The organism is Glutamicibacter sp. NPDC087673, from assembly GCF_044743255.1.
Classification (GTDB): Bacteria; Actinomycetota; Actinomycetes; order Actinomycetales; family Micrococcaceae; genus Glutamicibacter.
Genome location: NZ_JBIUWB010000001.1, coordinates 462053 through 481828, shown reverse-complemented (window position 1 = coordinate 481828; position 19776 = coordinate 462053). Strand labels below are relative to the sequence as shown.

Genomic DNA, 19776 nt, shown 5'->3' with positions numbered 1-19776 from the left:
GGTGGCAACCACACGGGACCCCGGGCTGTTGCTGGCCCCACCCGGCGCAGCACCACCGGGCAGCGCGGCCGGTACCGATGCGGACCAACGGCACCGGGTGCTGGTGGGTTCACCGGGAGCCAAGCTGGTATGGCTTGCCGGCCTGATTGCCCTGTTGGCGTTCACGGTGCTGTGCTCGCTGGCCTTCGGCAGCCGCCAGATCGACCTGCCCGTGGCCTGGCAGACCATCACCAATCCCTCCTTCAATACCGATGAGGCGCAGGTCATCCGGCAGTTGCGGGTTCCACGTACGGTCCTGGGCGTTCTGGCCGGGGTCGCGTTGGGCGTAGCCGGGGCCTTGATCCAGGCGCTGACCCGCAACCCGCTGGCGGATCCAGGCATCCTGGGCGTCAACGCCGGAGCCCAATTCTCCTTGGTGATGGCAAGTTTTGCTTTCGGTTCGCTGAGTGTGCTCGGTGCCATCTGGTGGGCCTTGGGCGGTGCGCTCGCCGCAACCTTGGCGGTATACGGATTAACCCTCTCCAAGGGAGGACGCGCCGCCGACCCGTCGACCTTGGTGCTGGCTGGTGTGGCCTTCGGCGCGGTGCTGTCGGGGATCACCACCGCGCTGGTGCTGCTGCGTCCGCAGATTTTCGACATGATGCGGGTATACACCGCAGGAAATCTCAACGGCCACGAGCTTCCAGCAGTGCTGCTGATTGTCCCCTTCGTGGCAGTGGGCCTTGCCATCGCGCTGTGCTGCGCCGGGTCGCTGAATGCGATTGCCCTGGGGGATGCTCCGGCCAAGGCGCTGGGCGTGCGCATCGCCCCGGTGCGGATCGCGGTCATCGCCGCGGTGACATTGCTCTGCGGCGCGGCAACCGCGCTGGCAGGCCCGATTGGTTTCGTCGGACTCATGATTCCGCACGTGGTGCGCTGGCTGTTTGGCGTGCAACAGGGCTGGATCCTGATTTTCACCATCGTCCTGGCCCCTGTGCTGCTGCTTGGTTCCGACATCCTGGGCCGGGTGATCCTGCCCAATGCGGAGGTCTCGGCGGGAATCATCACCGCCTTTGCCGGTGCACCTGTGCTCTTGGCCTTGGCCTTGGCCCGGCGCAAGAACGCGAGTACCCTATGAGCCTCAAGCCCCTGATCCCAGCACCGGCTGAGGCAGCCGGTGCGCGTGTGCAAGGGTGCCAGGTGCCAACCGGACGACGGGAAGTGCGGATCGGTCGTGGCCGTTGGAGTTGGCGGCTTGATCGCACCTCGCTGCTGGTGGGTACGGCCCTGGCCCTGTGCGGGCTGCTGGTTGGGCTCATATCCCTGGCCCTCGGGGATGTGCGTGTGCCGATGGACCAGGTGATTCCCGCGCTGCTGGGAAACTCCGAGCACCGTTATGAAGTGGTGGTCCGCGACTGGCGGCTGACCCGGGTGGTCCTGGCACTGGCATTCGGATTCGCCCTCGGAATCTCTGGTGCACTCTTCCAATCGTTGACCCGGAACCCCCTGGGCAGCCCGGACGTGATTGGCTTCAGCTCGGGGGCTTACACCGCGGCGCTGGCACTGATGCTTTTCACCACCGCGAGTGCCGCACAGATTGCCGTGGGTTCCATTGCCGGAGGCCTGGCGGCCGCGGCATTGGTTTTCATGATCGCCAGCCGCAACGGGACCACAGGGTTCCGGCTCATTGTGGTCGGTATTGGCGTTGGCGCCATGCTGGCCTCGGCCAACACGTTCATGCTGTTGGCAGCTCAACGCCAGGTAGCCATGTCTGCAGCGGTATGGGGTGCTGGTTCGCTGAACTCGGTCGGCAATGCCGTAGTGGGTCCTTCGCTGCTGGGCATTGGCATTTTCGCGCTTGCCGCGGTTCTGCTGCAACGCCATGCCCGGATCCTGGAATGCGGGGATCCGCTGGCCATTTCGCTGGGCGTGAATGCCAAGCTGGTGCGCGCGTCGATGGTGGTTGTAGGAGTTGGCCTCGTGGCGGTGGCCACCGCGGCGGCTGGGCCGATCGCCTTCGTGGCCCTGGTGGCCCCGCAGATCTCGGCCCGGCTCAGCGGCCGTGCCGAGCTGGACCTCGTTCCGGCTGGATGCTTCGGAGCGTTGCTGCTGGTGTCGGCGGACACCGTGGCACGCATAGCTTTCATGCCGATCCAGCTGCCGGTCGGCATTGTGACCGTCTGCCTTGGCGGAGTGTATTTGATTTGGCTATTGATAAGGGAGAGTCGCGCATGAGCGCATTGGGAACCGAACCCGCTCAGCAGGCAGCCGACGCGGTAAGAGCGGGCATGGTGGCGCGGAAGCCAGCGCCTCGGCTTGAGGTGCAGGGGGTGCAGCTGGGATATGGCCGTGAGCCAGTCATCGATTGCCTCGATGCGTCCTTCGAAGCGGGCAAATTCACCGCGATCATCGGGCCCAACGGCTGCGGCAAGTCCACGCTGCTCAGCGCGCTGGCCAGGTTGCTGAAGCCCATGGCCGGCCGGGTGCTGCTGGATGGCAACCCCATCGCATCCTACAAGCCCAAGGCCTATGCACGGGAAGTGTCGCTGTTGAGCCAGCAAGCCATCGCTCCCTCGGGGATCACCGTTGCCCAGCTGGTAGCCCGCGGCCGCTTCCCGCATCAGAAGCTGCTGGCCCAGCATAGCGAGCAGGATGAAGCGGCGGTCCACGCTGCACTGGCCGCGACCGGAACCCTTCCCTTGGCCACCCGCCGGCTGGCCGAGCTTTCCGGCGGCCAGCGCCAGAGGGTCTGGGCGGCCACCACCTTGGCCCAGCAGGCACCCATTCTGCTGCTGGATGAGCCGACAACCTATCTGGATGTCGCCCATCAGGTGGAGCTGCTGGACCTGTTCGCCCGGCAACGCGATGCGGGAAAAACCGTGGTCGCGGTGCTGCACGACATCAATCAGGCAGTGCGATACGCCGACACCGTGGTGATGATGCGTGGCGGAAAGATACTGGCTTCCGGCGCACCAGAAGATGTCATTACGGCGCAGAGCCTTGGCGAGGCATTTGGCGTGCACTGCGAGATTCACCCCGATCCGGTGACATCCGGTCCGATGATGGTCGCCGTCCCCGGCAGGCTGCGTCACGAGTCCGCGCCGAAATCAGTCGATTGATAGCTCGGATCCGGGGTGGCCCACGGCGCAAGATGCTGCCATGGGCAAGAACCCGGTCGCTTGGTTGAGCCTTGGTGGGGGAGTTTAGAGACCATCCCATGAACCGGGCTGGATACGAGCTTCCTGACTGCTTGGGAACCGGTCCGGATAGCCGGGGCTCTTGGTGCGCAAGTTTGGCTAACGGGGTAGTTCCCGCAGCCTTTTGTGCAGTGGTCAAGCGCCGCGGGCTGGCATCAGCTACCGGGATCGCCGAGCGGACTCGAAGGGCGAGTTCTTGCGCGAAAGCAGCAAGGTCAGCATTGCCCCGAGCAGCGCGAAGCCTGTGGTCAGCAACCAGGTGGCATTCCAGCCGCCGGTGATTGTGGCCATGGATGCCAGCAGCATCGGGCCGGTGAAGTTGCCGATGTTGAAGATCTGCTGGGTCAAGCCCATCGAGGCAGGGGCCGAACCGCCGGGCGGAGCTAGATCGACCACCACGCGGGTCATGGTGGTCGGGATGGCCGCTCCGGCCAGCGAGAAGAAGCCAACGCAGATCATCTGGATCCACAGCAACCCAGGCGGGTAGTCGAAGGCGAAGGTGCAGAACGATGCCAGGGACATCAGCGCGAAGCCGGCTAGCAGCAGCGTGCGCCCATTGGCGCCACGCTGGAGCAGCCCTCCGCAGATGATCGCGCCCACCGCGTTCAGCCCGCCCACCACGGCGGAAGCCAAACCACCGGCCACCGGATCCAGGCCGAATTCCTCGTAGATGGTGGGCAGGAACCCCACTACTGCCATCCATTGCACCGTGTAGCAGCCGAAAATCAGGCCGCTGATCCACACGCGCGATGCCCGGGCGGTGATGGCGATGCGCCGGGCGGCCTCACGCAGGGCCGCCGATCCGGCGGGTTCATCCGCACCCACGAACTTGAGGATCAGCGGAATCGGCAGCAGGGTGATGAACGCGAGGATGCCCCACCACAGGTGCCATGACAGGTGCTGGAGCACCAGCGCCGTGGAGAAGACCCCGATGAAGGTGGCCATGCCCATGTAGGCGGCCCACCACCCCACGGCCATGTTCAGGTTCCGGATGGGGGCATGGAGGCGCACCAGCCCCGGCCCCATGACGGTAGCCATGATCACGCCCGCCCCTTCCAGGACGCGGGTGGCCAGCAGCAGCGGAGCGCTGGGGGACAAGGCGCCCAGCGCGCTGCCCAGCACCAGCAGCAGCAAGCCGAGGATCAGTGTGCGGCGCTGGGAGATGACTTCCGAAAGCAGGGAAACGGCCAGGCCGCCGGCCATGCCGGCTACCTGGACCACGCCCAGCAGCACGCCGGAGAAAATCAGCGAGAAGCCCAATTCGTCCTGGATCACGGTCAGCGCGGGGGCGAGCTTCCAGATGTGCAGGCCGGCCACCACGCCGGAGGCCACGATGATGATCCAGGCCGCGTTGGTCCGTTGCTGGACTTGTTCCATTTTGGCTTGCACTGCCGCCGATGCCTCCTCGCATAGGACGCGCCAACTGGTGCTCGGCGCTATTGTCCACTTCGGATTGTGGCACGGGCCGGGCAGCGATCCGGCATTCGTGTCATTGAACGGGAATCCCTGCCGGCGGAACTCCGGGCTGGATCCACTAGCCCAGGGCGAATTCTCCTTCGGCAGGTTGCAGGTGCGAGCTGAGAGTTCGCCGATATTTCCCGGGCGTTGCATTGCAGCACGAGTCCTCGGAGTAGTTTGGAGGCCAACCCGGCCGATCAAGCTCAGGAGGAATGATGTTCCGGCACAGTTCGTCCCGCACCCGGCAAGTGAAGGCAGCAGCGGCTCTTGGATGCGTCTTCATGGCGACAGCCTGCTTCCCAGCGGTGCCGGTGGACCCCGAAGGAACCCTGGACACGGTTCGTTCCGGGACGCTTCGGGCCGGAGTATCTCCTGCTTCGGATTTCGTGGAAATCCGGGATGGAGTATCCCAGGGCGCCGAACCAGCGCTCATAGAAGACTTTGCCCAGCATGCAGGTGCCGAAATCCAATGGACCATTGGTGGCGAAGAACAGCTAGTGAAGCAGCTGGAAGCAGGCCAGCTGGATTTGGTGGCGGGAGGCATCACCTCCAAGACGCCGTGGTCGGAAAAGGCTGGAGTCACTCGTCCCTACACGACCGCCATTGACGCCAAGGGCAAGGAAAGGAAAATAGTCCTGCTCGTGCCTCCAGGCGAAAATGCTTTCCTGTCCGAGCTGGAGTACTTCCTGGACCAGACGCAGGAGATGCCATGAAAAACGCTGCCGGAACGCACTTGCCTCCCGAGCAACGCGAACTCATGGCGCGCGCTGCGAAGCTCGAGTGGATCAGCATCGGATACACGGCGCTCACCATTACCCTTGTGGCACTAGTGGTGGGAAATTCGCAGGCCATGCGCACAGCGTGGATCGAAGACATGCTCTCAGTCCTGCCGCAGCTGGCCTTTTTGGCATCACTGCAGTTCACCCGGAGGGCTCGTCGGCGCTCGCACCCCTACGGCTACCACCGGTCCATGGGAGCCGGGCATCTGGTCGCAGGAGTGGCGTTGCTGGTCGTCGGAGCGATGCTCGCGTACGAATCGGTATCGGCTCTGGTTAAACTGGAGCACCCGACCATCGGAACCATGAACCTGTTTGGCCATACGGTATGGCAAGGATGGATCATGATGGCGGTCATGGCGCTGATCGCGGCACCGGCCGTGGTGCTGGGACGGTTGAAAATCAAGATTGCCCAACCGCTGCACAATAAGCTGCTCTACGCCGACTCCAAGATGGCCAAGGCCGACTGGCAGACCAATGCTGCTTCGATCGTCGGTGTCGCCGGAATCGGCGTTGGATTGTGGTGGCTTGATTCCACCGCGGCGCTGGTGATCGCTGCCGGCATTCTCAAGGACGGCTGGGACAGCACGAAGTCCGCAACCTCGGATTTGCTGGATCGCCGTTCCAAAGGTGTCGACGGCACGGATCCGCACCCGCTGATCCCGGCCATGGAGGAACAGCTCCATGCCCTGGATTGGGTTCGCACTGCGGGATTGAGGGTCCGCGAACTCGGCCAGGTCCAGCACACGGAAGCGTTCATCGTTCCGGAATCCGATACCGTGACGCTTGCCCAATCCGAGGAAGCGCGGAAAGTGCTAGAGGGAACCGACTGGAAAGCGCATGACGTGGTGGTGACGATAGTTCCCGAGCTGCCTGAGTTCCTCAAGCAGGGCTGAAATTCGAGGTCTAGGCCCCCGCCTGGAGCGCAGTGGAAGCACGGCGATCCGGCGAGGAAAACCGGCGAGGCAGGGTGCTGGCGCTGGAGCTAGCAGCCCGCCTCGGCTGCCCCGCCGGACTAGCCGATATCGGTGGGTGACGTGGCTACTTGGCCAGGCCAGTCGTTGCGCACAAAGCAGGGAATCTCATGGATTGCCGCGCTATGGGACCAGAAAGCGACGCGAAAGGGCATCATTTTCTCCGTGTGCTGCCGGGAGCAGAGTTCGCTGATGGTGGTTCCAGCTGGCAAATGGGGAACTTTGGGAAACAGCGGGCTGGGTACCGTGATGTGCCATAGCTGCAGGTCATCGGTTTGGTCATCGTCAAGAACCATGAGTACAGCCCGGCCATGGACCGATACGAAGCCCATTACTTCATCTACTGGATCAGTGCGTTGCGCGAATACCACGGGCATGCCCTCCATCCAGCCGTACGCAGTGAGATGGGTTCTGGCCTCGGGGCAATGCAAAAGTTTTTCGACGCGGTGCATGGCGCGCATATTTAGTTCAGGCATGTTCATTTAATCCTCCGCTGATGGCAGCTCTCCGAAAGGTGACCGCCCACGAAGTTCTGCGGCATAAAGCCGCGGAATCCCCCGGGTTTCGCCTTTGGCGCTCGGTGTTCATCGTGGAGTGTTCTTCTGATAATACATCTTGTTTCCAACCGCCGAGCGGCGCCTTATGTGGACACATGCCCAATGTGGTGCAATTCGCAGGTTTTCAAGTGGGATGTCCCTGCGCAAGCAGTGGAGCAGAGATCCATTTAGCAGAACGAGATTGCCGGGTTAACTAGAGTCGAAGAATTGAATGAATAGCGAATGGGCACTTTCCTGTTTCGCCTCTTAAAGCTGTGGATCGAAGTAATTCTGCACTCAATACCCAGAGCGTTTTGGACCGCGCAGGTCCCGGAAAAGCTTCAGATGCCTGAAGCGGCGCGTATCAACGAGCCGGTCAAGTGCTTGGAAGGAATATAACTGTAGGCTATATAACCCTCGTTGGTCTCGCTTGGCTTGAAATCTTTCGTTAGTCCGGCTCATGATCGAAGCGTTGCGTCTAGCCCGGTGTTGGTCTTGCTCTTCAGGACCGTGTCGGGTTGCTGGGTGCTGATCTTTGGCGTAAAAAGGTACGGTCGTTGCAACGCCTGATTGTTCAGGATGTTGCAACGACCGTTAGAACCCGTCGACCGCCTGCCCCGCTTTTGGGGTGATCGGCCTAAACGCGCTTAGCGTGCCTGGATGTCCGCAGCCTGAGGTCCCTTTGGACCGGATTCAAGCTTGTATTCGACCGATTGTCCTTCTTCAAGATTCTTGAATCCGAAACTCTGAATTGCGCTGTAATGCGCGAAAACGTCAGCGGATCCATCAGAAGGCTCAATGAAACCGAAGCCCTTTTCGGAGTTGAACCACTTTACAGTGCCAGTAGCCATGTGTATTCCTAAATCGTAATTCGCGATATGTCGCGATTTGAGCTTGTGCCACCGTAGCAGCACTGAAGCCATTATTTTTGTTGCATCCCGTGAAACTTAATCAAGCATGAATAGCTTGGAGAGCCAGAACATCGAATTCTGAGTTCTGGAGTAAGAATTCACTGGAGACGCATGTAATAGCGGTCGAAGAGGTTCTATAGAAACGCAGTTTCAAACCGACTGCCCCACCACGGAAGTGGGGACGAATATTTCAAGTGATGCGATTCGCTCTCATGGGAAAAATTCCGAGGAAACGCTTATTAAAAATCCAAGGGAGGAACAATAGGAATTTTCAATTTTCCTTATTGGCTCTAATATCTAGACTACCATGAGGAGCTCACTTAATCTCGCCGGTTTGCTGTGAGGGGAAGCCGAAGTCCTGCCAGGGGAGCTGATTTCGTTGTTCTGTGCCTGCAGCAAGACCGTTATGGGATTCGGTATCCGGAGATGATTGGGCACTCGAAAGGATCCCGGGCCGATAGCCCGACCTTGTTCAGGTAGGTGATCACCTGTGCGTAGGATTCGCGGACACTGGCCACGGTGTACGGCACCTGGTGCTCGTCGCAGTACTGGCGCACGATGCGCGAGACGCCGGCCAGATTGGCGCGCGGCATGGACGGGAACAGATGGTGCTCCACCTGGTAGTTCAATCCGCCGTAGACGTGGGAGAGCACGCGGTTTCCCCAGCTGGACTTGGCCATGACATTGCGTCCGGTCAGTACCTGGCGGGAGAAGAAGTCGATGCGGGCGTCCTGGGGAACCATCGGCATGCCCTTGTGGTTCGGGGCGAAGGAGGCACCCATGTAGACGCCGAAGACTGCCAGCTGCACGCCGAGGAAGGCGAAAGCCATGCCCACTGGCAGGAAGTAGAACACGATCGCCAGGTAGATGGCGATGCGCAGTGCAATGCCGGTCATCTCGCGCTTGCGGTTCTTGACCCGGCCGGCCTTGAACAGGTACTTGATCGAATGCATATGCAGATTCAAGCCCTCAAGGGTGAGCAGCGGGAAGAACAGGTAGCCCTGGCGGTTGGTGATCCACTTGAGCAGGCCGCGCTGGCGCTTGGCGTCCTCGGTCTGGAAGGAGATGGTGTCCCACTCGATGTCTGGATCCTTGCCCACGGTATTGGGGGTGGCGTGGTGCTTGTTGTGCTTGTTCATCCACCACTGGTAGCTGATGCCCACGACGATATTGGCCAGGAACTGGCCCAGCTTGTCATTGCGCTTGTGCGAAGCCAGGATCTGGCGGTGTGCCGCCTCGTGCGCCAGGAACGCGAATTGGGTGAGCAGCAGGCCCAAGGCTGCGGCCATCAGCAACTGGAACCAGCTGTCGCCCAGGAGGATGAAACCGGTAACGGTGCCGGCTAGCAGCACCGTCAGCACGATGCCCAACCCGAGATAGTGCCCGCGGCGGCGGCCGACCAGTCCAGCTTCGGTGACCAGCTTCTTGACGTGGAAGAAGCTCTTGGGATCGCCGGGTTTAACGGTGGGTGCTGGAACGTCCAGCAGAGAACTGCGAGGCAAATATAATCCTTGATTGAAAGAGCTCGCTGCGTCGTGAACAATAAATTACCCGACCGAGCCTATTACCCCCATTCTACTCAGGTTCACGGCCGCTCTCGCTGTTCTTCCGCTGTCAGATTCTGCTCTTTCACATATTTCTTTGAGTTCTATCCAGCTTTGAGGGCCAGTGACGCTGCGATGCGTGTGAGCGCTTCCTCGTTGCCGATCTGCAGCAGCTCAGCGATCATCGCGACCATTGCTTCACCTAGCCGTGCAAGGATCGCCACGGCTTGCGCGTTGCCTCCTTCCAGCTCGGAGGCGATGATCAGGAAGGCTTCTCTGTCTTGGCGGACCAGTGATGTCAGTAGTGCGATACCTAGTGCTGCTTCAGGGCTGTTGCCCATGAGATATTCCCATCGATGAAGATAAATTCGGATGTTTCTTCCGTACACGCGGCGCAACGTCGGCAGCATCTTGAGCCTAGCAGGGTATTGAGGGAGCAGCTTCTCGTAATACAGCGCCTGCCAAGCGCCCAGCGCTGGATCCCGAATAATCGATCGCAGTAGGGCCCATGGAGCAACTGTAGTAACTCTGTGAAACTTCCAGTGCCTCTGAAGTGCCCGGGCCCACTGCTTCAAAGCTGTGATATTAGTGGCTTAGGGGCATGACTCTCCTTGATTAGCGAGCACGGACCTGACGACCAGTGCGGCCCTGAAAGTTCGTTATTCGAAAGTGCGAGCGAGTGATTGATGCCAAGTAATTGGTCCCTTGCTGGAGTAGCAGACGGGCCTACTCGATACTAAAGTGGCAACGCGACAGCCCTAGGGAACCTGTTTTTCATCTTGGGGAAATGAACGAGTCGACACCTAGCAGTTGGGTGTGGACATGGAGCAAAAGATTCTGGACCGGGTTTGTTGTCAGAGGTGCGAGCAACTTCTGGGCGCCAGTATTGTCGGCAGTTTTACACGGCATGACCTGCTTACTTGCCAGATTGAATGTGCCAATAAGAGTGGGCGGCGACAGGTGCTCCCTGACGACTCCGGTAAGTTCTGCCTCTAATCGGTTGCCATCATGATCCCAACCCAATCCCGGTCGCAGCTCCCACTGGCTATGGAAAAGCTGGGACAAGACATCATGTCGAGATTGGCCGGCCGACAGCCCTATGTTCCTCAGGGATAAGGTGCTGTCGAGAACATAGCTGGGGAGCACGATCAGGGGCTTACCTTGGCTTTTCCTCCCAATGGTGGTTATATCCCGGGGATGCTGTCACGATCATCCTACTGCCACTATTGCTGACCGTGCGATCAGCGTGAACAAAGGAGCATCATGCATCTGCCCGTACCCCGCGGAGACCTGTCCCAAGCGCTGAACAATGCGTTGCTGTGCAACCCCTCGGAGGAATACGCAGCCTATTTGGCAACGGTCGCAACTGATCGGTTGGCTGCGGCTTCGGATGTGCTGGATGACGGGGACCTGCAGCTGAGCCTTTTCGTGCTCTACGAACTGCACTATCGGGGATTTGAAGAAGTCGATGACCGCTGGGAATGGGACCCCGGGCTCCTTTCGCTTCGGGCCCGGATCGAGGAGGCTTTCGAGCAAGCGCTGCGCGAGGCGGCAGGCTCGATTCCAAGCGTGGAACCCAGCTCCGCGAAAGTGGCCCAAGCCCTGTTCGAGCTTGCTGCTGATGATGCTGGGCCGTCGGTCTCGAAGTTCATCCAGCGCAAGGCCACTGCCGGCCAAGCACGCGAATTCCTGATACTGAAGTCGATTTACCAGCTCAAGGAAGCTGATCCGCATACCTGGGCGATCCCGAAACTCGAAGGCCGTGCAAAAGCCGCCATGGTGGAGATCCAGGCTGATGAATACGGAAATGGGCAGCTGCCGCGAATGCATAGCGAGCTGTTCAGGCAGACCATGAAGGGCGTGGGGTTGCGTGATGATTTCGGCGCGTACGTGGACCGCATACCGGCGGTGACGCTGGCGGCAGTGAACATGATTTCGCTCTTCGGCATGCACCGGCGCCTTCGGGGAGCCATCACTGGCCACCTGGCACTGTACGAGATGACTTCCTCAATACCCCAGGCCGCTTATGCCCGCGGGTTCCGGCGCCTGGGATATGAATCCCCGGTGACCGATTACTTCGATGAGCATGTGGAAGCTGATGCTGTCCATGAGCAAATTGCCGGCCGCGACCTCGCGGGCGGACTGGCTGAAGACGAACCGGATCTGGTGCCCGACATACTCTTCGGAGCCCAAGCCGCGGCAGCGGTTGACGCGTTGGCAGGCGCGAAGTACTTGGACGCGTGGGAAGCTGGAAGGTCGGCGTTGCATGCCGGAGCGGGGGCAGTGGTATGAGCGAGGGGCGCAGCGCTTCGGAAGCGGCCATGATTACTGTTTGCCCGCAGGGCCCATTGCTGCTCAGGGGAGAATTTGAAATCGTGGATGCCGAGGGGCAATCCATCGAGGCCCGGAAAGGGCCGGTCGCGCTATGCCGTTGCGGGGGCTCTGCCATCAAGCCTTTTTGCGATGGCACGCACAAGCTGATGAAGTTCGAGCGCCCGAAGTAGGACACTGGCTCCTGAAACGGGCTATTGCGCATCCGGTCCGCAGCGGGCCGGCACTGCCGGGACCTGCAGCGTTTGATGCCGTTCGCCGAGCTGCCTGCGCGGACGCGGGAATGCGGCTAGTTGGTGGATCCCGGGTGGCGCGATCCCAGCCGCCTGGAACGCAGTTGCGGCAAGCCTGCGTAGGGTTTGGCCGTCAAGCTGGCGCCCAGGGATTCCAAAGCGTCAGGGACGACGGAGCAGTCCTGATCATTGTGGGCCTGGCCCGCTGCATCGCCATGGTGTTCATCTGGAGCGACCTGGCCTGCGGCGACCGGGAAGCGGCTGCCGTGCTGGTGGCCATCAACTCGGTCTTCCAGGTCATCGCCTTCGGCGCCCTGGGCGGGTTCTACCTGCAGCTGCTGCCATCGTGGGGCTGGAAACCACCAGCGCCGAGTTCTCCATTGCCGCCATCACCGCCTCGGTGCTGGTCTTCCTGGGCATTCCGCTGGTGGCCGGCTACCTGACCCGTATCCTGGGCGAAAAGGCCATGGGCCGCGACTGGTACGAGGGAAAATTCCTGCCGAAAATCGGGCCGTGGGCACTGTACGGGCTGCTGTTCACCATCGTGCTGCTCTTCGCATTGCAGGGCGATAACATCATCTCCAAGCCCCTGGATGTGCTGCGCATGGCGATCCCGCTGCTGATCTACTTCGTGGTGGTCTTCGGTGCCGGAATGCTCATCGGGCACTGGCTGAAGCTGGGTTACCCGCGCACCACCACTCTGGCGTTCACCGCGGCCGGCAACAACTTCGAGCTGGCCATCGCGGTAGCCATCGCCACCTTCGGTGCCACCAGCGGCCAGGCCCTGGCCGGCGTGGTCGGCCCGCTGATCGAGGTGCCGATCCTGGTTGCCTTGGTCTACGTGGCCCTGTGGTCCCGGAAATTCTTCCCAGCTGCCAAGGCTCCCGCTACTTCTGCCTAAGGAAAAAACTCATGACTGCTATCGAAAAGCCTTCGGTTCTCTTTGTCTGCGTGCACAATGCAGGGCGTTCCCAGATGGCCGCCGCCTTCCTCTCCCACCTGTCCGGAGGGCGGATCGAGGTCCGCTCGGCCGGTTCCGCCCCGGCCGATTCGGTCAATCCGGCCGCCGTTGAAGCCATGAAAGAAGTCGGTATCGACATGTCGGCGCAAGCCCCGAAGGTGCTGACCACCGAAGCCGTGCAGGACTCCGATGTGGTGATCACTATGGGCTGCGGAGATGCCTGCCCATTCTTCCCGGGCAAAGAATACCTTGACTGGGAAATCGCCGATCCGCAGGATGTGACATTCGAGAAGACCAGCGAGATCTTCAGCGATATCGAGACTCGCGTTAACGATCTGTGGGAGCGTATCAAGGGCACCTAGTCTCGCTCTTGGCGAGGAGCCAGGCAGGCATGGCTTCCATGCTTCCAGTGAGTCCTAGTTCAACGCCAAAAGGCCTGGCGTCTGCCAGGCCTTTTGGTTTGGAAACCGCAGACTCCCTAGTGCGGATAGTAGAAAGCTTTCGCAGAACCCGGCGCGCAGCACCCAGCTAGTTTGCATGGGCTTCAATTGCAGCTCTTACCGCGAATTTCTGCGCTCAGATCGAGTCCGAGGCGCCGCGGGAAAACGGTGAGGCCACCGGCTGGTAAGCGAGAACCTGCGCCAAGAGCGGTTCGAATTCTTCTAACTGGGCCAACTATCGAGGACCAGTTCAAAACCCCCGCCGAGCATTTGCACGGATTTTTATCGGCAGCCTGGCTGCCCGTGCTTGCCTGCGCCCTCTTAGTGCTCGCCGCCGAGCTTTCCGCCTAGGCGTTCGCGCATCTTCAGGCTGGCGGTATTCAGACCCTCGATCTGAACGGTTTTGCCGTATTTCTCGTACTTCTCCGTAATGGCATCCAGCGATGCGATGGTAGAGGCGTCCCACAGGTGCGAGTTGTACATGTCGATGACCACGCGGTCCGGATCCTCGGCGTAGTGGAACTGGGTGTAGAGATCGTTGGAGGAGGCGAAGAAGAGCTCGCCATTGACCTCATACTTGGCGATCTGCTCCCCGAAGTGCTCCGCCAGGCGGCGTTCCACGGTGACCAGATGGGCCACCCGGTTGGCGAAGAGCACCATCGCGGTGAGCACGCCCACCCCGACGCCGATGGCCAGGTTGTGGGTGGCGACCGTGAAAGCCACGGTGATGAGCATGACCGTGGTTTCGCTCTTGGGCATCATGCGCAGCGTGGAAGGGCGGATGCTGTGCCAGTCGAAGGTGGCTATGGAAACGAAGATCATTACCGCGACCAGTGCGGCCATCGGGATCAGCGCCACGATGTCGCCCAGTGCCACGACCAGGATCAGCAGGAAGGTTCCGGCCAGGAAGGTGGAGATGCGGGTGCGTGCCCCGGAGGCCTTGACGTTGATCATGGTCTGCCCGATCATCGCGCAGCCGCCCATGCCGCCGAAGAATCCGGTGATGATATTCGCCGCGCCCTGGCCCCAGGATTCGCGGGTCTTGTTCGAGTGGGTGTCGGTGACGTCATCGACCAGCTTGGCGGTCATCAAGGACTCGAGCAGGCCGACGAAGGCCATGGCCAGTGCGTAGGGGAAGAGTACCTGCAGGGTTTCGAGGTTCAGCGGGATATCCGGGAAGAACAGTGTTGGCAAGGACTCGGGCAGCTGGCCCTTGTCGCCCACGGTGGGTACGGCAACCGAGGCGAATACGGTGATCAGCGTCAGCACCACGATGGCCACCAGCGGGGCGGGGATGGCGGTGGTCAGCTTGGGCAGGCCGAAGACGATCAGCAGGCCCAGGGCCACCAGCGGGTAGACCAGCCAGGGTACGCCGAGCAGCTCGGGGAGTTGGGAGAGGAAGATCAAGATGGCCAGAGCGTTGACGAATCCGACCATGACCTGGCGGGGGATGAAGCGCATCAGCTTGGCCACGCCCAGCAGGGCCAGTACCACCTGGAAGACGCCGGCCATGATGACTGCGGCGATGAAGTAGTCCACGCCGTGGCTGGCTACCAGCGGTGCGATGACCAGCGCGATGGCGCCGGTGGCCGCGGAGATCATCGCGGGGCGTCCGCCGAAGAAGGAGATGGACACGGCCATGGTGAAGGAGGCGAAGAGCCCGATGCGCGGGTCAACTCCGGCGATGATCGAGAAGGCGATGGCCTCGGGGATCAGGGCCAGGGCCACGACCAGGCCTGCCAGGACCTCGGTTTTCAGCAGCCGCGGGGATTTCAGGGTGCGCAACACCGATTGGCGTTCGGTGGGACTCAGTGCGGAAGGATCCGCTGTGGTGCTGGTGCTCATAGGTGAGCTCCCTTCTTTTCAAGCCAGTAAGCGTGGGGCACGTGCAGTGCGTAGAATTCATGGGATGGGCATCATTGCGCCGCAGACGAGGCAAGAGCTGCCGGAGCGGTCGTAGACCTGATGCCATCGAATACAACTCTAACCTAACGTAAGGGTAGGGTTGTAATTGGAGGAAACGGAGGACTTCATGGATCAAGCGAAGACCGAAGGTGCTGGCGGTTCGATGCATATCGGTGACATGGTCGAGGCTACCGGCCTGTCGCATCGCACCATCCGCCACTACGACGAGGTGGGGTTGCTGCCGGCGAGCACCCGCAGCGAAGGCGGTTTCCGGATCTATACCGACTCGGATCTGGCCCGCATGCTGGTGATCCGCTCGATGAAGCCGCTGGGCTTCTCGCTGGAGGAAATGGGGGAGCTGCTTGACGCGGTGGACGCGCTCGCGGCAGATCCGCAGGACTCCGTCGCCCGGGCCAAGCTCGATGACTACACCCAGCGTGCCAGCGCCAAGCGCGACAAGCTCGCGCTGAACTTGCAGCGTGCCGAGTCCTTCATCGCGGATCTTCGCACCAAGTAGGCCTGAAGCATGGAGATCCGCTTAGCCGCGATGGCGCAGAACCACTGGGCGGATGTCGCCCGCATCTATGCCAGCGGCATCGAGACCGGCCTGGCCACCTTCGAATCCGAGGTGCCGGCACGCGAGAAGTTCTTCGCGGCGAAAATTCCTGCCTTGTCGCTGGTGGCCATTGCGCCCGATGCCAAGGTTCTCGGCTGGGCTGCGGCCAGCCCGGTTTCGGCCCGCCCGGCCTACCACGGCGTGGTGGAGCACTCGGTGTACATTGATCCGGATCATGCCGGATGCGGCATTGGCACTCGGCTGCTGGCCGAGCTGATCGCCCGGGCAAGGGAAGAAGATTACTGGATGGTGCAGTCGGCAGTCATCGCCGGCAACGAAGCCAGCAGGGTACTGCATGCCAGGGCCGGGTTCCGCGAGGTTGGCCGGCGCGAGCGGATTGCCCGGGGTGCCCGCGGGGCAGTGGCGGGGCAATGGCTGGATACCGTCCTGTGTGAGCTCAGGCTCTAGGTAGCGCCCTGCCCAGGTGGGTCTGCGGCCTAGCCCTTGGGTGCCAGGCTGGATCCTAGGGATTCCAAAGCGCCAGGGACGACGGAGTAGTACGCCCACACCCCGCGCTTTTCGCGGTGCAGGATTCCGGCCTCCACCAGGATTTTCAGGTGGTGCGAGACCGTCGGCTGCTTGAGGCCCAATGGTTCGGGCAGGTCGCAGACGCACGTCTCGGCCGATTCGCTGGCGGAGACGATGGACAGGATGCGCAGGCGGTTGGGATCGCCCAGGGCCTTGAAGCGCAGCGCCAACGCTTCGGCCTGCCCGGCGTTGAGGATTGCCTCGCCTTGGGATGGCGTGCAGCAGGCGTCGGCTGCCGGTACTGGGGAAGTTTCTCCGGCAGGATTCACGGTGGCTGTGCTCACGGGCCTTGGCTCTTTTCTTCTGGTGCCAGAGATTGACAAACGTCGATATGTTTCATCATACTCAAAACATCGACAATCGTCGATGCCTATTCTTGGAGTGATGAATCAGTGGCACCCGCGCCTGCGCTAGACACTGCCCCCGTGGCGGCAAAACTTTCCTTCCTGGACCGCTACCTGGCCCTGTGGATCCTGCTGGCCATGGGCGTCGGCTTGGGTCTGGGCCGCATCTTCCCTCAGCTGGGCGAGCTGCTGGACCGCTTCACCGTGGCCGGGGTCTCGGTACCCATCGCCATCGGCCTGCTGGTCATGATGTATCCGGTGCTGGCCAAGGTCCGCTACAACGAAACCGGCCGCGTGCTGGCCGACAAGAAGCTGATGATCACCTCGCTGGTGATCAACTGGGTCCTGGCCCCGGCGTTCATGTTCGTCCTGGCCTGGGTATTCCTGGCAGACCTGCCCGAATACCGCACCGGCCTGATCATTGTGGGCCTGGCCCGCTGCATCGCCATGGTGTTCATCTGGAATGATCTGGCCTGCGGGGACCGGGAAGCGGCCGCGGTGCTGGTGGCCATCAACTCGGTCTTCCAGGTCATCGCCTTCGGTGCCCTGGGCTGGTTCTACCTGCAGCTGCTGCCATCGTGGCTGGGGCTGGAAACCACCAGCGCCGAGTTCTCCATTGCCGCCATCACCGCCTCGGTGCTGGTCTTCCTGGGCATTCCGCTGGTGGCCGGCTACCTGACCCGTACCCTGGGCGAAAAGGCCAAGGGCCGCGACTGGTACGAGGGAAAATTCCTGCCGAAAATCGGGCCGTGGGCACTGTACGGGCTGCTGTTCACCATCGTGCTGCTCTTCGCATTGCAGGGCGATAACATCATCTCCAAGCCCCTGGATGTGCTGCGCATGGCGATCCCGCTGCTGATCTACTTCGTGGTGGTCTTCGGTGCCGGAATGCTCATCGGGCACTGGCTGAAGCTGGGTTACCCGCGCACCACCACTCTGGCGTTCACTGCCGCCGGCAACAACTTCGAGCTGGCCATCGCGGTAGCCATCGCCACCTTCGGTGCCACCAGCGGCCAGGCCCTGGCCGGCGTGGTCGGCCCGCTGATCGAGGTGCCGATCCTGGTTGCCTTGGTCTACGTGGCCCTGTGGTCCCGGAAATTCTTCCCAGCTGCCAAGGCTCCCGCTACTTCTGCCTAAGGAAAAAACTCATGACTGCTATCGAAAAGCCTTCGGTTCTCTTTGTCTGCGTGCACAATGCAGGGCGTTCCCAGATGGCCGCCGCCTTCCTCTCCCACCTGTCCGGAGGGCGGATCGAGGTCCGCTCGGCCGGATCCGCCCCGGCCGATTCGGTCAATCCGGCCGCCGTGGAAGCCATGAAAGAAGTCGGCATCGACATGTCCGCGGAAATCCCCAAGGTGCTGACCACCGAAGCCGTGAAGGACTCCGATGTGGTGATCACCATGGGCTGCGGAGATGCCTGCCCATTCTTCCCGGGCAAGCGCTATGAAGACTGGAAGCTGGAAGACCCCGCAGGGCAGGGCATTGACGGCGTGCGGCCAATCCGTGATGAAATCCGTGCCCGGATTGAGAACCTCATCGCCGACCTGCTGCCGGCCAGCTAAGCGCAGACCGTCTCCAGAATTCCAGTAGCCAAGGAGAAACCCATGCAGGAGAACCTTCCAGTCATCGTCATCGGCGCCGGCCCCATCGGCCTAGCCACCGCCGCCCACCTGCGCGAACGTGGGCAGGAGGTGCTCGTCCTGGAAGCAGGAGCCAGCGCAGGCGCCGCGATTTCGCGATGGGCCCACATCAAGCTCTTCTCCCCATGGCGTTTCAATATCGATGTCGCCGCCCGCCGGCTGCTGGAAACCCCCAGCGAGGGATACGCCGGAGGCTGGGAAGCGCCGCGGATCACCAAGCTTCCCACCGGCGCGGAGTTGGTCAGCGAATATCTCCAGCCGCTGGCCGCCCACCCGGACCTGTCACCGCGCATCCGCTACGGCCACCGCGTGGCGAAGATCAGCCGTGTGCTGGCCGACGGCCGCGGTGCCGACAAGGCACGCACCGCGCACCGCGATGAAGCCCCGTTCCTGGTGCGCACCGAAACTCCGGGCGGCCCGGTGGATCTTCTCGGCCGTGCCGTGGTTGATGCCAGTGGCACCTGGAACCAGCCAAGCCCGGTAGGCCGGGCCGGAATCGAAGCCATCGGTGAAGCGCAGGCGCGCGAGCGCGGCTTCATCATCTGCGGGCTTCCTGATCCGCTGGGCGCCGATGAGCAGGAGCTCGCGGGCAAGAAATTGCTGGTGCTTGGCGCCGGGCATTCGGCGGCGAATACCGTCATTGCCCTGGGCCGGTTGCAGAAGAAGTTCCCGGACACCCGGATCCTCTGGGGCCTGCGCGGGGCGGCCAACCCGATTCGCCTGTACGGCGGGGGAGCTGCTGACCAGCTTCCAGCCCGGGGCCAGCTGGGCACGTCCCTGCGCCGGCTGGTTGAGAACGGCAATGTGGAACTGCTGGAAAACGTGTCCGTGGCTTCGATGAGCGCCGGCGAGCAGCTATCCGTGTCGCTGGCTGACGGGCGCGAGCTGGCCGTTGACCGCATCATCGCGGCCACTGGTTTCCGCCCGGACCTGCAGATGCTCTCCGAACTGCGTCTGGACTTGGATGAATGCGTTGTAGCCCCGCGCCAGCTCGGGCCATTGATCGACCCGGAATTCCACAGCTGCGGAACGGTCAGCGCGCACGGCGAAAAGCAATTGGCGCACCCGGAAAAGAACTTCTACATCGTTGGAATGAAGAGCTATGGACGGGCTCCGACGTTCCTGATGGCTACCGGCTACGAGCAGGTGCGCTCCATTGCCGCTGGCTTGTCCGGCGATGCCGAAGGGGCGGGCCGGGTTGAACTGGATCTGCCGGAAACCGGGGTCTGCTCCACGGATCTGGGCGGTTCCTGCGATGCCCCCGCGGCCAGCGACACCGCCTGCGGAACCGAGCCCGCCGAAGCTGCCAGCTGCTGCACCTCGCCGCAGCCGGTGAGCCTGGGATTGGCCACGGGAACACTGCACGGCAACAGCGAAGTGGCCGCCCAGTAAGCCAGCTTGGG

General features: G+C 61.9%; 20 protein-coding genes and 1 pseudogene. 14 read left to right on the top strand and 7 right to left on the bottom strand.

The features are described from left to right. Window position 1 precedes the first annotated feature (1 nt). From ACIOTL_RS02275 to ACIOTL_RS02265, 3 genes are read left to right on the top strand one after another with little or no spacing between them, the layout of a single operon-like run. Window positions 2-1117, top strand: coding sequence for a FecCD family ABC transporter permease (locus tag ACIOTL_RS02275; RefSeq protein ID WP_400341584.1), 1116 nt, complete (start codon window positions 2-4; stop codon window positions 1115-1117). Beyond that, entirely contained in the window at window positions 1114-2214 is a 1101-nt protein-coding gene (locus tag ACIOTL_RS02270; RefSeq protein ID WP_105658957.1) for an iron chelate uptake ABC transporter family permease subunit, read from the top strand. Before ACIOTL_RS02275 ends, ACIOTL_RS02270 begins: the two co-directional genes overlap by 4 nt. Then, entirely contained in the window at window positions 2211-3098 is an 888-nt protein-coding gene (locus tag ACIOTL_RS02265) for an ABC transporter ATP-binding protein (protein WP_286134397.1), read from the top strand. Before ACIOTL_RS02270 ends, ACIOTL_RS02265 begins: the two co-directional genes overlap by 4 nt. Window positions 3099-3335: 237 nt before the next feature. Here ACIOTL_RS02265 and ACIOTL_RS02260 read toward each other — a convergent pair whose 3' ends face one another. Further along, window positions 3336-4565 (bottom strand): CynX/NimT family MFS transporter, encoded by a 1230-nt coding sequence (locus ACIOTL_RS02260; RefSeq protein ID WP_388025859.1) that lies wholly within the window; start codon window positions 4563-4565, stop codon window positions 3336-3338. Window positions 4566-4915: 350 nt separating this feature from the next. Between ACIOTL_RS02260 and ACIOTL_RS02255 the strand changes: the two genes are divergently transcribed. Together ACIOTL_RS02255 and ACIOTL_RS02250 are read left to right on the top strand one after the other, a co-directional pair. After that, window positions 4916-5347, top strand: a complete 432-nt coding sequence (locus ACIOTL_RS02255) for a transporter substrate-binding domain-containing protein (protein ID WP_400341582.1) — start codon at window positions 4916-4918, stop codon at window positions 5345-5347. Then, window positions 5344-6306, top strand: coding sequence for a cation diffusion facilitator family transporter (locus ACIOTL_RS02250; RefSeq protein ID WP_400341581.1), 963 nt, complete (start codon window positions 5344-5346; stop codon window positions 6304-6306). The genes ACIOTL_RS02255 and ACIOTL_RS02250 overlap by 4 nt, the downstream gene beginning before the upstream one ends. A gap of 119 nt (window positions 6307-6425) precedes the next feature. On the opposite strand, the gene ACIOTL_RS02245 is transcribed toward ACIOTL_RS02250, so the two are convergent. The 4 genes from ACIOTL_RS02245 to ACIOTL_RS02230 form a co-directional block, all read right to left on the bottom strand. Further along, window positions 6426-6866, bottom strand: coding sequence for a hypothetical protein (locus tag ACIOTL_RS02245; protein ID WP_105662366.1), 441 nt, complete (start codon window positions 6864-6866; stop codon window positions 6426-6428). 701 nt (window positions 6867-7567) lie between these two features. After that, entirely contained in the window at window positions 7568-7771 is a 204-nt protein-coding gene (locus ACIOTL_RS02240) for a cold-shock protein (RefSeq protein WP_105658961.1), read from the bottom strand. Between the two features lie 464 nt (window positions 7772-8235). Continuing rightward, entirely contained in the window at window positions 8236-9333 is a 1098-nt protein-coding gene (locus tag ACIOTL_RS02235) for a fatty acid desaturase family protein (RefSeq protein WP_400341579.1), read from the bottom strand. A 146-nt stretch (window positions 9334-9479) separates the two neighbouring features. After that, window positions 9480-9716, bottom strand: a complete 237-nt coding sequence (locus ACIOTL_RS02230) for a hypothetical protein (RefSeq protein ID WP_400341577.1) — start codon at window positions 9714-9716, stop codon at window positions 9480-9482. A gap of 922 nt (window positions 9717-10638) precedes the next feature. Between ACIOTL_RS02230 and ACIOTL_RS02225 the strand changes: the two genes are divergently transcribed. The 4 genes and pseudogenes from ACIOTL_RS02225 (at window position 10639) to ACIOTL_RS02210 (ending at window position 13262) form a co-directional block, all read left to right on the top strand. Then, the gene (locus ACIOTL_RS02225; protein WP_166650851.1) at window positions 10639-11667 is read left to right on the top strand and encodes an iron-containing redox enzyme family protein; all 1029 of its coding nucleotides are present in this window, start codon (window positions 10639-10641) and stop codon (window positions 11665-11667) included. Then, window positions 11664-11879: a CDGSH iron-sulfur domain-containing protein gene (locus ACIOTL_RS02220; protein WP_133834746.1), complete on the top strand. Its 216-nt coding sequence runs from the start codon at window positions 11664-11666 to the stop codon at window positions 11877-11879. The genes ACIOTL_RS02225 and ACIOTL_RS02220 overlap by 4 nt, the downstream gene beginning before the upstream one ends. 242 nt (window positions 11880-12121) lie before the next feature. Further along, window positions 12122-12840, top strand: a pseudogene (locus ACIOTL_RS02215) (arsenic resistance protein); the annotation flags it as partial. Between the two features lie 11 nt (window positions 12841-12851). After that, complete coding sequence (locus ACIOTL_RS02210; protein ID WP_400341574.1) at window positions 12852-13262, top strand: arsenate reductase ArsC; 411 nt, start codon at window positions 12852-12854, stop codon at window positions 13260-13262. 399 nt (window positions 13263-13661) lie between these two features. Here ACIOTL_RS02210 and ACIOTL_RS02205 read toward each other — a convergent pair whose 3' ends face one another. After that, window positions 13662-15185: a SulP family inorganic anion transporter gene (locus tag ACIOTL_RS02205; RefSeq protein ID WP_400341571.1), complete on the bottom strand. Its 1524-nt coding sequence runs from the start codon at window positions 15183-15185 to the stop codon at window positions 13662-13664. 187 nt (window positions 15186-15372) lie between these two features. On the opposite strand from ACIOTL_RS02205, the gene ACIOTL_RS02200 reads away from it, so the two are divergent. Both ACIOTL_RS02200 and ACIOTL_RS02195 read left to right on the top strand, forming a co-directional pair. Beyond that, on the top strand, window positions 15373-15762 hold the full coding sequence (locus ACIOTL_RS02200) for a MerR family transcriptional regulator (RefSeq protein ID WP_286172296.1): 390 nt from the start codon (window positions 15373-15375) through the stop codon (window positions 15760-15762). A gap of 9 nt (window positions 15763-15771) precedes the next feature. Next, on the top strand, window positions 15772-16269 hold the full coding sequence (locus tag ACIOTL_RS02195; RefSeq protein ID WP_400341569.1) for a GNAT family N-acetyltransferase: 498 nt from the start codon (window positions 15772-15774) through the stop codon (window positions 16267-16269). 29 nt (window positions 16270-16298) lie between these two features. On the opposite strand, the gene ACIOTL_RS02190 is transcribed toward ACIOTL_RS02195, so the two are convergent. Beyond that, the gene (locus tag ACIOTL_RS02190) at window positions 16299-16673 is read right to left on the bottom strand and encodes a metalloregulator ArsR/SmtB family transcription factor (protein ID WP_332489430.1); all 375 of its coding nucleotides are present in this window, start codon (window positions 16671-16673) and stop codon (window positions 16299-16301) included. Between the two features lie 141 nt (window positions 16674-16814). Here ACIOTL_RS02190 and arsB point away from each other — a divergent pair, with 141 nt between their 5' ends. Genes arsB through ACIOTL_RS02175 form a run of 3 tightly spaced genes read left to right on the top strand, consistent with a single transcriptional unit; the run spans window position 16815 to window position 19765 of the window. Then, on the top strand, window positions 16815-17870 hold the full coding sequence (gene arsB / locus ACIOTL_RS02185) for an ACR3 family arsenite efflux transporter (RefSeq protein ID WP_388023775.1): 1056 nt from the start codon (window positions 16815-16817) through the stop codon (window positions 17868-17870). A gap of 11 nt (window positions 17871-17881) precedes the next feature. After that, complete coding sequence (locus tag ACIOTL_RS02180) at window positions 17882-18295, top strand: arsenate reductase ArsC (protein ID WP_400341567.1); 414 nt, start codon at window positions 17882-17884, stop codon at window positions 18293-18295. A gap of 42 nt (window positions 18296-18337) precedes the next feature. Continuing rightward, window positions 18338-19765: an FAD-dependent oxidoreductase gene (locus ACIOTL_RS02175; protein WP_400341565.1), complete on the top strand. Its 1428-nt coding sequence runs from the start codon at window positions 18338-18340 to the stop codon at window positions 19763-19765. Window positions 19766-19776: the final 11 nt, after the last annotated feature.